Source organism: Nesterenkonia sp. PF2B19, from assembly GCF_001758425.2.
In the GTDB taxonomy this organism is placed as follows: Bacteria; Actinomycetota; Actinomycetes; order Actinomycetales; family Micrococcaceae; genus Nesterenkonia; species Nesterenkonia aethiopica.
The window spans coordinates 14518-29432 of record NZ_MDSS02000042.1 but is presented as its reverse complement, the minus strand read 5'-3'; the positions used below and the strand labels follow the sequence as shown (position 1 = coordinate 29432).

General features: G+C 66.6%; 14 protein-coding genes. All 14 read right to left on the bottom strand.

Going from position 1 to position 14915, the window contains the following annotated elements; translation table 11 throughout:
• On the bottom strand, positions 1-733 hold a 733-nt coding region (rpsC, locus tag BCY76_RS12275), incomplete at its 3' end, for a 30S ribosomal protein S3 (RefSeq protein ID WP_085437748.1).
• Complete coding sequence (gene rplV, locus BCY76_RS12270) at positions 733-1098, bottom strand: 50S ribosomal protein L22 (RefSeq protein ID WP_070161783.1); 366 nt, start codon at positions 1096-1098, stop codon at positions 733-735. The genes rplV and rpsC, both read right to left, overlap by 1 nt.
• 61 nt (positions 1099-1159) lie before the next feature.
• Positions 1160-1441 (bottom strand): 30S ribosomal protein S19, encoded by a 282-nt coding sequence (gene rpsS, locus BCY76_RS12265; RefSeq protein WP_070161785.1) that lies wholly within the window; start codon positions 1439-1441, stop codon positions 1160-1162.
• 12 nt (positions 1442-1453) lie between these two features.
• The gene (gene rplB, locus BCY76_RS12260; RefSeq protein ID WP_070161787.1) at positions 1454-2290 is read right to left on the bottom strand and encodes a 50S ribosomal protein L2; all 837 of its coding nucleotides are present in this window, start codon (positions 2288-2290) and stop codon (positions 1454-1456) included.
• A gap of 35 nt (positions 2291-2325) precedes the next feature.
• Positions 2326-2631, bottom strand: coding sequence for a 50S ribosomal protein L23 (rplW, locus tag BCY76_RS12255; protein ID WP_070161789.1), 306 nt, complete (start codon positions 2629-2631; stop codon positions 2326-2328).
• Positions 2628-3248 carry a 50S ribosomal protein L4 gene (gene rplD / locus BCY76_RS12250; RefSeq protein WP_085437747.1) on the bottom strand — a complete coding sequence of 207 codons (621 nt, stop codon included), beginning with the start codon at positions 3246-3248 and terminating at the stop codon, positions 2628-2630. Before rplD ends, rplW begins: the two co-directional genes overlap by 4 nt.
• A 5-nt stretch (positions 3249-3253) precedes the next feature.
• Positions 3254-3916, bottom strand: a complete 663-nt coding sequence (rplC, locus tag BCY76_RS12245) for a 50S ribosomal protein L3 (protein ID WP_085437746.1) — start codon at positions 3914-3916, stop codon at positions 3254-3256.
• 23 nt (positions 3917-3939) lie between these two features.
• Complete coding sequence (rpsJ, locus tag BCY76_RS12240; RefSeq protein ID WP_022871716.1) at positions 3940-4248, bottom strand: 30S ribosomal protein S10; 309 nt, start codon at positions 4246-4248, stop codon at positions 3940-3942.
• A gap of 576 nt (positions 4249-4824) precedes the next feature.
• A complete protein-coding gene (gene tuf, locus BCY76_RS12235) occupies positions 4825-6015 on the bottom strand; it encodes an elongation factor Tu (protein ID WP_070161794.1) in 1191 nt (396 codons plus the stop codon).
• A gap of 268 nt (positions 6016-6283) precedes the next feature.
• A complete protein-coding gene (gene fusA, locus BCY76_RS12230; protein WP_070161796.1) occupies positions 6284-8398 on the bottom strand; it encodes an elongation factor G in 2115 nt (704 codons plus the stop codon).
• A gap of 162 nt (positions 8399-8560) precedes the next feature.
• Entirely contained in the window at positions 8561-9031 is a 471-nt protein-coding gene (rpsG, locus tag BCY76_RS12225; RefSeq protein WP_070161799.1) for a 30S ribosomal protein S7, read from the bottom strand.
• Positions 9031-9405, bottom strand: a complete 375-nt coding sequence (rpsL, locus tag BCY76_RS12220; RefSeq protein ID WP_070161800.1) for a 30S ribosomal protein S12 — start codon at positions 9403-9405, stop codon at positions 9031-9033. Before rpsL ends, rpsG begins: the two co-directional genes overlap by 1 nt.
• A gap of 350 nt (positions 9406-9755) precedes the next feature.
• The gene (locus tag BCY76_RS12215; RefSeq protein ID WP_083277714.1) at positions 9756-10796 is read right to left on the bottom strand and encodes a DUF4349 domain-containing protein; all 1041 of its coding nucleotides are present in this window, start codon (positions 10794-10796) and stop codon (positions 9756-9758) included.
• Positions 10797-11000: 204 nt separating this feature from the next.
• Entirely contained in the window at positions 11001-14888 is a 3888-nt protein-coding gene (locus tag BCY76_RS12210; RefSeq protein ID WP_085437745.1) for a DNA-directed RNA polymerase subunit beta', read from the bottom strand.
• Positions 14889-14915 lie beyond the last annotated feature (27 nt).

The window sequence follows — 14915 nt, the reverse complement described above, 5'->3', positions numbered from 1 at the left end:
CGCGACGACGACGCTCGCCGCCGCCGGCACCGCCGCGACCGCCACGACCGCCCCGGCCCGAAGGCTGGGAGGCCTGCTGAGCGGCCAGCTCCTTGGCGGTCAGGTCACCCTTGTAGACCCAGACCTTGACGCCGATCCGACCGAAGGTCGTCTTGGCCTCGTGCCTGCCGAAGTCGATGTTGGCGCGCAGGGTGTGCAGCGGCACGCGACCCTCGCGGTAGAACTCCGAACGGGACATCTCCGCACCGCCCAGGCGTCCGGCGCACTGGATGCGGATGCCCTTGGCGCCGGCACGCATGGCCGACGAGATGGACTTCTTCATCGCGCGGCGGAAGGCCACACGGGAGGCGAGCTGCTCGGCCACACCCTGGGCGACCAGCTGAGCGTCGGTCTCGGGGTTCTTGACCTCGAGGATGTTCAGCTGGATCTGCTTGCCGGTGAGCTTCTCCAGCTCGCTGCGGATGCGGTCCGCCTCGGCGCCGCGGCGGCCGATCACGATGCCCGGACGTGCCGTGTGGATGTCCACACGGACGCGGTCACGGGTGCGCTCGATCTCGACCTTGGAGATGCCGGCGCGCTCGACGCTCTTGTTCAGCAGCTCCCGGATCTGGACGTCTTCCTTCACGAAGTCCTTGTAGCGCTGACCCGGCTTGCTCGAGTCGGCGTACCAGTGGGAGACGTGGTCAGTGGTGACACCCAGACGGAAACCATTCGGGTTGATCTTCTGTCCCACTACTGATCCCCACCTTTCTCTTCCGTACCGACCACGACGGTGACGTGGCTGGTGCGCTTGTTGATGCGGTACGCCCGACCCTGGGCGCGCGGACGGAACCGCTTCATGGTCGGTCCCTCGTCCACTCGGGCCTCGGTGACGTAGTAGTCGTCCTCATTGAAGGCGACACCGGCCTGGTCCGCGTGCTGGCGAGCGTTCGCCAGCGCGGAGGCCACCACCTTGTACACCGGCTCCGAGGCGCCCTGCGGGGCGAACTGGAGGATCGCCAGCGCCTCGTTGGCCTGCTTGCCGCGGACAAGGTCGACGACGCGCCGGGCCTTCATAGGCGTCACACGCAGGTAGCGCGCAATTGCCTTGGCTTCCATTGCTTTCCTTCTCTCGTCTCTCGATCGAAGAGGCTTCACGTTCACTCATCCCGTGAGGGGATCAGCGACGCTTGCCCTTCTTGTCGTCCTTCACATGGCCGCGGAAAGTGCGGGTCAGCGCGAACTCGCCGAGCTTGTGCCCGACCATCGACTCGGTGATGAACACCGGGATGTGCTTGCGACCGTCGTGCACTGCGATCGTGTGGCCGAGCATGTCCGGAATGATCATGGAACGGCGGGACCAGGTCTTGATGACGTTCTTGGTGCCCTTTTCGTTCTCAGCCACGACCTTCAGGTACAGGTGCTGATCAACGAAGGGGCCCTTCTTCAAGCTGCGTGGCATGTCTCCAGGCTCCTATCGCTTGTTCTTGTTCCGACGGCGACGCACGATGAGCTTGTCGCTCTCCTTGTTGGGACGACGAGTGCGACCCTCGGGCTTGCCGTTCGGGTTGACCGGGTGGCGACCACCGGAGGTCTTGCCCTCACCACCACCGTGCGGGTGGTCCACCGGGTTCATGACCACACCGCGCACGGTCGGGCGGATGCCCTTCCAGCGGTTGCGGCCGGCCTTGCCCCAGTTGATGTTGGACTGCTCGGCGTTGCCCACCTGGCCGACCGTCGCCCGGCAGCGGACGTCGACGTTGCGCACCTCACCGGAGGGCAGACGCAGCTGGGCGTACTTGCCCTCACGGGCGACCAGCTGGATGGAGGCTCCGGCGGAGCGGCCCAGCTTGGCACCGCCGCCCGGACGCAGCTCCACCGCGTGGATCACGGTACCCAGCGGGATGTTGCGCAGCGGGAGGTTGTTGCCCGGCTTGATGTCAGCGTTCGGGCCGGACTCCACCGGGGCACCCTGCTCCAGCTTGGCCGGAGCCAGGATGTAGCGCTTGGTGCCGTCGGCGAAGTGCAGCAGGGCGATGCGGGCGGTGCGGTTCGGGTCGTACTCGATGTGCGCGACCTTCGCCGGGACGCCGTCCTTGTCCGAGCGACGGAAGTCGATCAGCCGGTACTGGCGCTTGTGACCGCCGCCCTTGTGGCGAGTGGTGATCTTGCCCGAGCTGTTGCGGCCGCCCGACTTGGACAGCGGGCGCAGCAGGGACTTCTCCGGGGTGTCCCGGGTGATCTCTGCGAAGTCGGCCACCGACGAGCCGCGCTGGCCCGGGGTGGTCGGCTTGAGGTTACGGATAGCCATGTTCTTCTTCCTCGATTAAGTGGTCTCCGCGGGGCTCAGCCCAGCGGACCTCCGAAGATGTCAATGTTGCCCTCGCGCAGGGTGATGATCGCGCGCTTGGTGGCGTTGCGAGATCCCCAGCCGAAGCGCGTGCGCTTCCGCTTGCCCGGGCGGTTGATGGTGTTGACGGAGTCGACCTTCACCGAGAAGATCTTCTCCACGGCGTACTTGATCTCCGACTTGGTGGCCTTGACGTCGACGAGGAAGGTGTACTTGCCCTCGTCGATCAGGCCGTAGGACTTCTCCGAGACGACCGGTGCGATGACCACGTCCCGGGGGTCTTTCTCGGTCAGGACGCTCACTTCGTCTCCTCCTTCTCGGCGCCCGCCTGCTGCGCGAGGAAGGCGTCATAGCCGGCCTGGGTGAACACCACGTCGTCAGAGACGACGACGTCATAGGTGTTCAGCTGGTCCGAGTACAGCGTGTGGACGTGCGGCAGGTTGCGGGTCGACAGCGCGGCGACGTCGTCGCTGCGGTCGATCACGACCAGCCAGTTGCGGTTCGCGCCGCCCAGGGAGGCCAGGGCCTCCTTGGCGCCCTTGGTGGACGGGGTCTCAGAGACCAGAGCGTCCACGACGTGGATCCGTCCGTTGCGCGCCCGGTTGGAGAGGGCGCCGCGCAGAGCGGCGGCCTTCATCTTCTTGGGGGTGCGCTGGGCGTAGCTGCGCGGGGTCGGGCCGTGGACGATGCCGCCGCCGATCATGTGCGGGGCGATCATCGAACCCTGGCGCGCGCGGCCGGTGCCCTTCTGGCGGAACGGCTTCGCCGTGGTGCCGGACACCTCCGCACGGGTCTTGACCTTGTGCGTGCCCTGACGGGCTGCAGCCTGCTGCGCGACCACGACCTGGTGGATCAGGGCGACGTTGGTCTTGGCGTCGAAGACCTCGGCAGGGAGGTCGACGGAAACCTTGTTGGCCATGTGGATCATGCTCCCTTCACTGCCGTGCGGACCAGGACGACCTGGCCGCGAGCACCGGGGACGGCGCCCTTGATGAGCAGCAGGTTCTTCTCGGCGTCCACCGCGTGGACGGTGAGGTTGTGCGTGGTGTGGCGCTCGTTGCCCATGCGGCCGGCCATGCGCAGACCCTTGAAGACGCGACCCGGAGTGGCGGCGCCACCGATCGAGCCCGGCTTGCGGTGGTTCTTGTGCTGACCGTGCGAGGCGCCCACACCGGCGAAGCCGTGACGCTTCATGACGCCGGCGAAGCCCTTGCCCTTGGTCTTGCCGACGACGTCGACCTTCTGGCCGGCCTCAAAGGCTTCGACGGAGAGGTCCTGGCCGGCCTCATAGGCAGAGGAGTCGGCGGTGCGGACCTCGACGAGGTGGCGACGCGGGGTCACACCGGCCTTGGCGAAGTGGCCCGCCAGCGGCTTGGTGACCTTGCGCGGGTCGATCTGGCCGTAGCCGATCTGCACCGCGTTGTAGCCGTCGGTCTCGTCAGTGCGGACCTGCGTGATGACGTTGGAGTCGGCCTGGACGACAGTGACCGGAACGAGGTTGTTGTCCTCGTCCCAGACCTGGGTCATGCCGAGCTTCGTGCCCAGCAGTCCCTTGACGTTCAGTTCGACGCGGGAAATGTTGGTCATAGTTCTCTCAGCACCTCCCTGCTTCAGAGCTTGATCTCGATGTTGACATCTGCAGGCAGGTCGAGTCGCATCAACGAGTCGACCGCCTTGGGGGTGGGGTCGACGATGTCGATGAGGCGCTTGTGGGTGCGCATCTCGAAGTGCTCGCGGCTGTCCTTGTACTTGTGGGGAGAACGGATCACGGCGTACACGTTCTTCTCGGTGGGCAGCGGCACGGGGCCCACTACCGTCGCACCTGCGCGCGTGACCGTGTCAACGATCTTCCGGGCTGAGGTGTCGATGACCTCGTGGTCATACGACTTCAGCCGGATGCGGATTTTCTGTCCCGCCATGGCGTCTGCCTCTTTCTGGTCAGTGCTTCTTCGTCTGGTCTTCTCGCAGTCCACCGCTGCGGCAGAGCATCACGCTCCCAGAAAAGGCATCGCCCCATCCCCGTCTCGCGACAGGCCTGAGCGGCACTCCCCTTCTGCAGTTGTGGACTGCGCATCAGGCAAGGCCGTGATGCACACCCCGGTCAGGCCGAACCCGTCATGATGACGGGCTGCTCGCCCCGCCGGACTCCGACCCCCGCGGTCGGGCGTGTCGCTTTGATGAGCGGAGAACTCCGCGCACAGCAGGACACACCGCGCAGATCGGGCTGGACTTCGATCAGATTGACAGCTCATCGGCGCCTGATGACACCGGGATTCGGGCGACCCCTGGGGAGCGGGCCTGCGATCATATCGCCTGCCGCAGCCATCTCAGGGCGCACTCGTCCGTGAGCAACTTGTCCATCTTGACAGAAAAACCTCCAGCACGCAAAACAAGGGCCCCCGACGTCCTGGTGGACATCGGGGGCCCTTGTGCGCCCTCAGGAGGAGGTCAGGTCCTGACCTGGGCCCTCCTGCGGATCAGCCGTGGGGATCAGATCACTTCAGGATCTTGGTCACACGACCGGAGCCGACGGTGCGGCCACCCTCGCGGATGGCGAAGCCGAGGCCCTCCTCCATGGCGATGGGCTGGATGAGCTCCACGGTCATCTCGGTGTTGTCACCGGGCATGACCATCTCGGTGCCCTCCGGCAGGGAGATCACACCGGTCACGTCCGTGGTCCGGAAGTAGAACTGCGGACGGTAGTTGGTGTAGAAGGGGTTGTGACGGCCGCCCTCGTCCTTGGACAGGATGTAGACGTTCGCCTCGAAGTCGGTGTGCGGGGTGATCGAGCCCGGAGCGGCGACGACCTGGCCGCGCTCCACGTCGTCACGCTTCAGACCGCGCAGCAGCAGACCGCAGTTCTCGCCGGCCCAGGCCTCGTCGAGCTGCTTGTGGAACATCTCGATGCCCGTGACGGTGGTCTTCTGCTTCTCGCGGATACCGATGATCTCGATCTCGGAGTTGATCGACAGGGTGCCGCGCTCGGCGCGACCGGTGACCACGGTGCCGCGACCGGTGATGGTGAAGACGTCCTCGATCGGCATCAGGAACGGCTTGTCCTTGTCGCGCTCCGGCTCCGGGATGAACTCGTCGACGGCGTCCATCAGGTCCTCGACGGTCTTGACCCACTCGGCGTCGCCCTCGAGGGCCTTCAGGCCGGAGGTGCGGATGACCGGAGCGTTGTCGCCGTCGAACTCCTGGTCCGACAGCAGCTCGCGGACCTCCATCTCGACGAGGTCCAGAAGCTCCTCGTCCTCGACCATGTCGGCCTTGTTGAGGGCGACCAGCAGCGCGGGGACGCCGACCTGGCGGGCCAGGAGGACGTGCTCACGGGTCTGGGCCATCGGACCGTCGGTGGCGGCGACCACGAGGATCGCACCGTCCATCTGAGCGGCACCGGTGATCATGTTCTTCACGTAGTCGGCGTGGCCGGGAGCGTCGACGTGCGCGTAGTGACGCTTCTCGGTCTGGTACTCGACGTGGGAGACGTTGATCGTGATGCCGCGCTCGCGCTCCTCGGGAGCGTTGTCGATGGACGCGAAGTCACGCTGCTCGTTCAGGTCCGGGTACTTGTCACCCAGCACCTTGGAGATGGCGGCGGTCAGAGTGGTCTTGCCGTGGTCGACGTGACCGATGGTGCCGATGTTGAGGTGCGGCTTGGTCCGCTCGAACTTTGCCTTGGCCACAGGTTCCTCCTATAGAACTTGTTCAGGTCAGAAGACTTGCTATCAGCCGCACAGGTGAACAGGCTGAAACTCTCGCAAGTCTACTGGGGCGCATGGTATTTGGTGAAATTCTCCGGATGGCCTGCGGGCCCGGGTTCACCGGTTCCCGCATGGGTGTTGCGACGACGGGACGACTCCGGAGCTCATCCCGCCCTCGGTCCGCTTCCCCCGGCGACCGGGACGGTCCCCGGGGGAAGCGGACGATGAGCGTCAGGCGCGAGGGGTCACCTCACTCGCCGCGGCTCTTCTCGATGATCTCCTCGGCCACGGCCTTGGGAACCTCGGCATAGGAGTCGAACGACATGGTGAAGACCGCGCGGCCCTGAGTGCGCGAACGCAGCTCACCGATGTAGCCGAACATCTCCGACAGCGGCACCGCGGCCTTGACGACCTTGACACCGGAGGCGTCGTCCATGGACTGGATCTGACCACGGCGCGAGTTCAGGTCACCGATGACATCGCCCATGTACTCCTCGGGAGTACGGACCTCAACAGCCATCATGGGCTCGAGCAGCACCGGGTTGGCCCGCTTCACGCCCTCCTTGAACACCTGGGAGCCGGCCAGCTTGAAGGCCATCTCGGAGGAGTCGACGTCGTGGTAGGCACCATCGGTGAGCTCGGCCTTGACGCCGACCATCGGGTACCCGGCCAGCACGCCCAGCTGCATGGCGTCCTGGATGCCGGCGTCCACCGAGGGGATGTACTCACGCGGGATGCGACCACCGGTGACCTTGTTCTCGAACTCGTAGAGCTCGCCCTCGCTGGTGTCCAGCGGCTCGAAGTTGACGAGCACCTTCGCGAACTGACCGGAACCGCCCGTCTGCTTCTTGTGGGTGTACTCGACCTTCTCGACGCGCTTCTTGATCGTCTCGCGGTAGGCCACCTGCGGCTTGCCGACGTTGGCCTCGACCTTGAACTCGCGCTTCATGCGGTCCACGAAGACGTCCAGGTGGAGCTCGCCCATGCCGCCGATGACGGTCTGGCCGGTCTCGTCGTCGAGAGAGACGGTGAAGGTCGGGTCCTCCGCCACCAGCTTCTGGATGGCGGTCGACAGCTTCTCCTGGTCACCCTTGGACTTCGGCTCGATGGCCACGTTGATGACCGGCTCGGGGAAGGTCATCGACTCGAGCACGATCGGCTGCTCCGGGTTGCACAGGGTGTCACCCGTGGTGGTGTCCTTCAGACCGATCACCGCGTAGATGTGGCCGGCCTGCACCTCCTCCACCGGGTTCTCCTTGTTGGCGTGCATCTGGAACAGCTTGCCGATGCGCTCCTTCTTCCCCTTGGTGGAGTTGAGGATCTGCGCGCCGGAGGACAGCTGACCGGAGTACACCCGGATGAAGGTCAGGGTGCCGAAGAACGGGTGCGAGGCGATCTTGAACGCCAGCGCCGCGAACGGCTCGTCCTTGGACGGGCGGCGGGTGAGGATGGCCTCCTCGTCGCCCGGCTTGTGGCCCTCCATGGACTCGACGTCCGCCGGCGACGGCAGGTAGTCCACGACGGCGTCCAGCATCGGCTGCACGCCGCGGTTCTTGAACGCGGAGCCGCAGAAGACCGGGTAGGCCTCGCCCGCGACCGTGAGCTTGCGGATGCCGACCTTGAGCTCATCGATGCTGAGCTCCTCGCCCTCGAGGTACTTCTCCATGAGCTCCTCGTCGGCCTCGGCCACGGCCTCCACGAGCTGGTTGCGGTACTCCTCCGCGCGCTCCTGCAGGTCCTCGGGGATCTCACGGGTCTCGTACTCCGCACCCATGGTCACGTCACCCTTGGCGTCACCCGGCCACACCAGGGCCTTCATCTGGAGCAGGTCGATGACGCCGATGAAGTCGCTCTCGGCACCGATCGGCAGCTGCATGACCAGCGGCTTGGCACCCAGGCGCTCGACGATGGTGTCGACGGTGAAGTAGAAGTCCGCACCCAGCTTGTCCATCTTGTTGACGAAGCAGATGCGCGGCACGTTGTACTTGTCGGCCTGGCGCCACACGGTCTCGGACTGCGGCTCCACACCTTCCTTGCCGTCGAACACGGCGACGGCGCCGTCGAGCACGCGCAGGGAGCGCTCCACCTCGACGGTGAAGTCGACGTGGCCCGGAGTGTCGATGATGTTGATCTGGTTGTTCTCCCAGAAGCAGGTCACCGCGGCAGAGGTGATCGTGATGCCGCGCTCCTTCTCCTGCTCCATCCAGTCCGTCGTCGACGCGCCGTCGTGGGTCTCACCGATCTTGTGGTTGATGCCCGTGTAGAACAGGATGCGTTCGGTCGTGGTGGTCTTACCGGCATCGATGTGAGCCATGATGCCGATGTTGCGGACCTTCTTCAGGTCGGTGAGCACGTCTTGTGCCACGGTTGATCCCCTTGTCCTCTCAGGTCTCTCTCAAAAGGGTGGAGCCGCCGGCGGGGCCGCCGACTCCGTTCAGCCTACGCGGCCCGCCCGCACCGGTGAAGCCTCGTCCCGCAGGACGGCGGCCGACCGGGCACGGGCGGGATGCTCCGCGCAGACGCCCGCTCACCAGCGGTAGTGGGCGAAGGCCTTGTTGGACTCGGCCATCTTGTGCGTGTCCTCGCGGCGCTTCACAGCGGCGCCGAGGCCGTTGGAGGCGTCGAGGATCTCGTTCATGAGGCGCTCGGTCATCGTCTTCTCGCGGCGGTCCTTGGCATAGCCGACCAGCCAGCGCAGCGCCAGCGCGGTGGCGCGACCCGGCTTGACCTCGACGGGCACCTGGTAGGTGGCGCCGCCGACGCGGCGGGAGCGGACCTCGAGGGCCGGGCGGACGTTGTCCATGGCCTTCTTCAGGATGCCGACGGCGTCCTCGCCGGTCTTCTTGTGGACGCCCTCGAGGGCGCCGTAGACGATGCGCTCGGCGGTGGACTTCTTGCCGTCGACGAGCACCTTGTTGATCAGCTGGGTGACCAGCGGGGAGCCGTGGACGGGGTCCTGGACGAGCGGGCGCTTGGGTGCGGGTCCCTTACGAGGCATTACTTCTTCTCCTTCTTCGCACCGTAGCGGCTGCGGGCCTGGCCGCGACCCTTGACACCCTGGGTGTCGAGGGCGCCGCGGACGATCTTGTAGCGGACACCGGGGAGGTCCTTCACACGACCGCCGCGCACGAGCACGATCGAGTGCTCCTGCAGGTTGTGCCCCTCGCCGGGGATGTACGCGGTGACCTCGACGCCGCCGTTCAGGCGCACACGGGCGACCTTCCGGAGTGCGGAGTTCGGCTTCTTCGGGGTCGTGGTGTACACACGGGTGCAGACACCGCGACGCATCGGGCTGCCCTGCAGGGCAGGGGTCTTGTTCTTGGCAACCTTGGGAGTGCGCCCCTTGCGCACCAGCTGCTGAATAGTAGGCACTATGCGTTCTCCATACGTGGTTCGGGCTTGACGATCTGTGGACGGGCCGCAGACCGGTCGAGCTGAGGGATGCTCTGAAGATCCCGCGTGCGATCGGTTCTGACACGATCCGCGGGAAAAGCCCCTGGGCGTGCAAAAATGTGGCATTCGTTGCGCACCTTCCCCGCAACCCGGACCGAGTCCCTCTGCCACACAGAAACAATCGAGTCAACGATACCAGCTGGGGCGGATCCTGGCGAAACGGGGCGACCGGCGGGACCCTGCGCCCCTGCGGCCACCCCGTCCGGCATGCAGCCGGTGAGCATCCGCCGCGGCCCATCACAGAGCATGGAGGGCACTTCCGCAGGCCTTCAGCGGACCGCTCCCCCACCCGTATCAGCCTCTTCGTCCGGCCTCTCCTCGTCCGGCATCTCCTTGCGCACCGCCTCCTCGTCGGACGCCGTCCCTGACGCGGCGACCTCTGCCTGCGGCACGGCCACACCTGCCCACGCCTGCCGACGCAGCTCCCGACGCCGGCGGTCCCGCCGGACCAGCCACCCGACGCCGACACCAGCCACCACCAGCACGGGGATCCAGGGCACGAGCACCCCGGCCACCACCAGCACCCCGTCGGCGGTGCGCAGCAGCCCGTTCCAGCCGGACTGGAGACCGCCCACGAATCCGTCGGCGCGCACCGCGGCGACGCGTCCGTCGATGAGCTCGAGCCGCAGGGTCGACATCTCCACCTGATCCGCCAACGCATCCCGCTGTGACACCAGAGACTCCAGCTCCGTCTGACGGTCGCTCAGCGTGGTCTCCGCCGCGAGCAGCTCCTCGCTGGTCTCCGCCTGCTCCATGATCTCCAGGAGGCGATCCACCGAGATCTCCAGCGCCTCGATCCGGGCATCCAGATCGCGAGCAGTCCCGGTGACGTCCTGAGCGCGCTGACTCAGGTCATGGACGTCGCCGAGGCCCTCGAGGTCGTCCAGCAGCTCGGCGAGATCCTCGGCCGGCACTCGCAGCGTCAGAGTCGCCAGGCTGAGCCGACCGTCGTCGTCGGTGCTCTCCCGGCGTGCCTCCACATGACCGCCATACCCCTCGACCTGCTCGACGACGCTCGTCACCGCCTCGGCGACGTCGCGGACCTCCACCTCGGCGGAGGCTGTGGTGACCACCTCTCGATCCTCCGCGTCGGCGTCCGGGCGGGTGCGCTCCTGGCCCGGCGCCTCCGGCGCAAAGTCTTCGGCCGCCTCGTGATCCACGGCCCACTCCCCGCCTTCCGCCCCGTCCGCCTCGCCATCACCGGCTCCGCATCCGGTCAGCAGGAGCACCGCCACCACCAGCGCGGCCACCGCTTGCAGCCCCCGCAGGACCGCTCCGCCGGCCCCGCGCGCCCTTCCCGTCGCCCTCATGATCCGCCCCTCCGCCGCCTGAACTTTGCAACTGTGAATCCATGATGACAGCAGCGACGGGCGAGGACAAGAGCCCGGGGGCCCTTCACCGAAACCCTGCCCTGGCGGGCGACGCGTCTCAGACGCACGAGAGCCCGGACCCCTGGCAGGGTCCGGGCTCTCGAGTGCTCACCTCAGACTGTGGCAGCCCGCGGTGCGCGGAGGTCAGCGGAAGTCGACCTCAGTGTTGTAGTCATCCAACGGGATGGCGTGGAACTCTCCCTCACCCTCCGCGCCGGCGTAGTCGAAGCTGGAGCCGTAGAGGCTCGGCCCGGTGAACAGGTTCGCCTTGGCCTCCTCCGTGGGCTCCACCGCCGACTGCGTGTAGCGGTCCAGACCGGTGCCGGCCGGGATGAGCTTACCGATGATCACGTTCTCCTTCAGGCCCAGCAGCGGGTCGGACTTGCCCTCCATCGCCGCCTGGGTCAGGACACGGGTGGTCTCCTGGAAGGAAGCCGCCGACAGCCACGAGTCCGTGGCCAGCGAGGCCTTGGTGATGCCCATCAGCTCGTCACGACCGGAGGCCGGCTGGCGACCCTCGGCCACGGCCTTCCGGTTCTCCCGCTGGAAGCGGAACCGGTCGGTCAGCTCACCGGGCAGCAGGTCCGTGCCGCCGGACTCGATGACGGTGATGCGCCGCAGCATCTGCCGGACGATGACCTCCACGTGCTTGTCGTGGATGCCCACACCCTGGGACTGGTAGACGTCCTGGACCTCGGAGACCAGGAACTTCTGCGCAGCCCGCGGGCCGAGGACGCGGAGGACCTGCTTCGGGTCCACCGCACCGGCCACCAGCTGCTGGCCGACCTCGACGTGCTGGCCGTCCTCCACCAGCAGACGGGCACGACGCAGCACCGGGTAGGCCTGCTCCTCCGAACCGTCGTCCGGGGTGAGCACGAGGCGCAGCTGCTTGTCCGCATCCTCGAGACGCACACGGCCGGCGGTCTCGGCGATCGGCGCCACACCCTTGGGGGTGCGGGCCTCGAAGAGCTCCTGAATACGGGGCAGACCCTGGGTGATGTCGTCCGCCGACGCGATACCACCGGTGTGGAAGGTACGCATCGTCAGCTGCGTGCCGGGCTCACCGATGGACTGGGCCGCGATGATGCCCACGGCCTCACCGATGTCCACGGTCTTGCCCGTGGCCAGCGACCGGCCGTAGCACAGCGAGCAGGTGCCCACCGGCGACTCACAGGTCAGCACGGAGCGGACCTTGATCTCGGTCACGCCAGCCTCGAACAGCCGTGCGATGAGGACGTCGCCCACATCGGTGCCGCCCTCGGCGAGCACGGTGCCCTCGGCGTCCACGACGTCGACGGCGAGAGTCCGCGCGTAGGCGGAGTTCTCGACGGCCTCGTGGAGCTTCAGCTCGCCGTTCTCGTCGGCCACAGCGATCGGCACGGTCAGGCCGCGCGACGTGCCGCAGTCCTCCTCGCGGACGATGACGTCCTGGGAGACGTCCACCAGACGACGGGTCAGGTACCCGGAGTTCGCGGTCTTCAGCGCGGTGTCCGCCAGACCCTTACGGGCACCGTGGGTCGCGATGAAGTACTCGAGGACCGACAGGCCCTCTCGGTAGGAGGACTTGATGGGCCGCGGAATGATGTCACCGCGCGGGTTGGTCACCAGACCACGGATCCCGGCGATCTGCCGGACCTGGAGCCAGTTTCCTCGAGCACCTGAGGTCACCATCCGGTTGATGTTGTTGAGCTCGTCCATGCCCTTCTGCATGGCACCGGCCACCTCGTCGGTCGCCTTGGACCAGATCTCCACCAACTCGGCGTGACGCTCGTCGTCGCCGATCAGACCCATGTCGTACTGCGACTGGACCTTGGCGGCCTGGTCCTCATAGGCGTCCATGATGGACTGCTTGTCCATGTCGGAGGTGATGTCCGAGATGGCCACCGTCACGCCCGAACGCGTCGACCAGTAGAAGCCGGCGTCCTTGAGGTTGTCCAGGGTGCGCGCCGTCGCCACGGTGGGGTACCGCTCGGCGAGGTCGTTGATCAGCGCGGAGAGCTGACCCTTGTCCGCGGCCGTGTCCTGCCAGGGATAGTCCGCCGGCAGCAGCTCGTTGAACTTCACCTTGCCCAGCGTGGTCCGGATGACGGCCCGCTGGCCCTGCTCCCAGCCCTCGGGAGCGGGGACATCGGCCGAGGGGACGAAGTTCTCCACCGCGATGGACACCGGAGCGTTGAGGTGCAGCTCCTTCAGGTCGAAGGCCATCTGCGCCTCACCCACGGAGGCGAAGGCACGACCGGCGCCGACCTCGTCCTCCCGGACGGTGGTCAGGTGGTGCAGACCGATGATCATGTCCTGCGAGGGCAGGGCCACCGGGCGGCCGTCCGAGGGCTTCAGGATGTTGTTCGAGGACAGCATCAGGATGCGCGCCTCGGCCTGGGCCTCCGGGCTCAGCGGCAGGTGCACCGCCATCTGGTCGCCGTCGAAGTCCGCGTTGAACGCCGCACAGACCAGCGGGTGCAGCTGCAGGGCCTTGCCCTCCACCAGCTGCGGCTCGAAGGCCTGGATGCCCAGACGGTGCAGGGTGGGGGCACGGTTCAGCAGCACCGGGTGCTCGGTGATGATCTCTTCGAGCACGTCCCAGACCTGGGAGCGCTGACGCTCCACCATCCGCTTGGCGGACTTGATGTTCTGAGCGTGGTTGAGGTCCACCAGGCGCTTCATGACGAAGGGCTTGAACAGCTCCAACGCCATCTGCTTCGGCAGACCGCACTGGTGCAGCTGCAGCTGGGGGCCGACCACGATGACCGAACGGCCCGAGTAGTCCACGCGCTTGCCCAGCAGGTTCTGACGGAAGCGTCCCTGCTTGCCCTTGAGCATGTCGGACAGCGACTTCAGCGGACGGTTGCCCGGCCCGGTGACCGGACGACCGCGACGACCGTTGTCGAACAGCGAGTCCACAGCCTCCTGGAGCATGCGCTTCTCGTTGTTGACGATGATCTCCGGAGCACCCAGGTCCAGCAGACGCTTCAGACGGTTGTTGCGGTTGATCACCCGGCGGTACAGGTCGTTGAGGTCGGAGGTCGCGAAGCGGCCGCCGTCCAGCTGGACCATCGGACGGATCTCCGGCGGGATCACCGGCACGGCGTCGAGCACCATGCCCTCCGGCGAGTTGCCGGTGGACAGGAACGCGTTGAGGACCTTCAGACGCTTCAGGGCGCGGGTCTTGCGCTGGCCCTTGCCGGTGCTGATGGTCTCCCGCAGCTTCTCGGCCTCGGCGTCCATGTCGAAGGTCGCCAGACGCTTCTGGATCGCCTCGGCGCCCATGAAGCCCTCGAAGTACTGGCCGTAGCGGGCCCGCAGCTCGCGGAACAGCGCCTCGTCGCCCTCCAGGTCCGAGACCTTGAGGTTCTTGAAGCGGTCCCAGACCCTCTCCAGCTGCTCGATCTCGGCGTCGGCGCGCTTGCGGATCTGCGCCATCTGCTTGTCGGCGGCGTCGCGGGCCTTCTTCTTCTCCGCGGCCTTGGCACCCTCGCCCTCCAGGCGCTCGAGGTCGTCCTCCAGGTCCTTCGCGACGGCGGCGATGTCCGCGTCGCGCTGGTCCGCCAGGTGCTTGACCTCCTGGTCGTACTCGGCCTGCAGGTTCGGCAGGTCCTCGTGACGACGGTCCTCGTCCACGGAGGTGATCATGTAGGCCGCGAAGTAGATGACCTTCTCCAGGTCCTTCGGAGCCAGGTCCAGCAGGTAGCCCAGACGCGAGGGCACACCCTTGAAGTACCAGATGTGGGTCACCGGGGCGGCGAGCTGGATGTGGCCCATCCGCTCACGACGCACCTTGGCACGGGTCACCTCGACGCCGCAGCGCTCACAGATGATGCCCTTGAAGCGCACCCGCTTGTACTTGCCGCAGTAGCACTCCCAGTCCCGCGACGGTCCGAAGATCTTCTCGCAGAAGAGTCCGTCCTTCTCCGGCTTCAGGGTGCGGTAGTTGATGGTCTCCGGCTTCTTGACCTCACCGTGGGACCAGCTGCGGATGTCGTCACCGGTGGCCAGCGCGATGCGCATGGTGCCGAATGAGGATTCGTTGGACATAGTCCTGTGTCTCTCTTTTCTCTCTCA

Coding starts and splice junctions, on each gene's coding strand:
- rpsG (WP_070161799.1), bottom strand. CDS start 9,031: ATGCCTCGTAAGGGACCCGCACCCAAGCGCCCGCTCGTCCAGGACCCC.
- rpsJ (WP_022871716.1), bottom strand. CDS start 4,248: ATGGCGGGACAGAAAATCCGCATCCGGCTGAAGTCGTATGACCACGAG.
- BCY76_RS12210 (WP_085437745.1), bottom strand. CDS start 14,888: ATGTCCAACGAATCCTCATTCGGCACCATGCGCATCGCGCTGGCCACC.
- rplC (WP_085437746.1), bottom strand. CDS start 3,916: ATGACCAACATTTCCCGCGTCGAACTGAACGTCAAGGGACTGCTGGGC.
- BCY76_RS12215 (WP_083277714.1), bottom strand. CDS start 10,796: ATGAGGGCGACGGGAAGGGCGCGCGGGGCCGGCGGAGCGGTCCTGCGG.
- rplB (WP_070161787.1), bottom strand. CDS start 2,290: ATGGCTATCCGTAACCTCAAGCCGACCACCCCGGGCCAGCGCGGCTCG.
- rpsS (WP_070161785.1), bottom strand. CDS start 1,441: ATGCCACGCAGCTTGAAGAAGGGCCCCTTCGTTGATCAGCACCTGTAC.
- rplD (WP_085437747.1), bottom strand. CDS start 3,248: ATGGCCAACAAGGTTTCCGTCGACCTCCCTGCCGAGGTCTTCGACGCC.
- rplV (WP_070161783.1), bottom strand. CDS start 1,098: ATGGAAGCCAAGGCAATTGCGCGCTACCTGCGTGTGACGCCTATGAAG.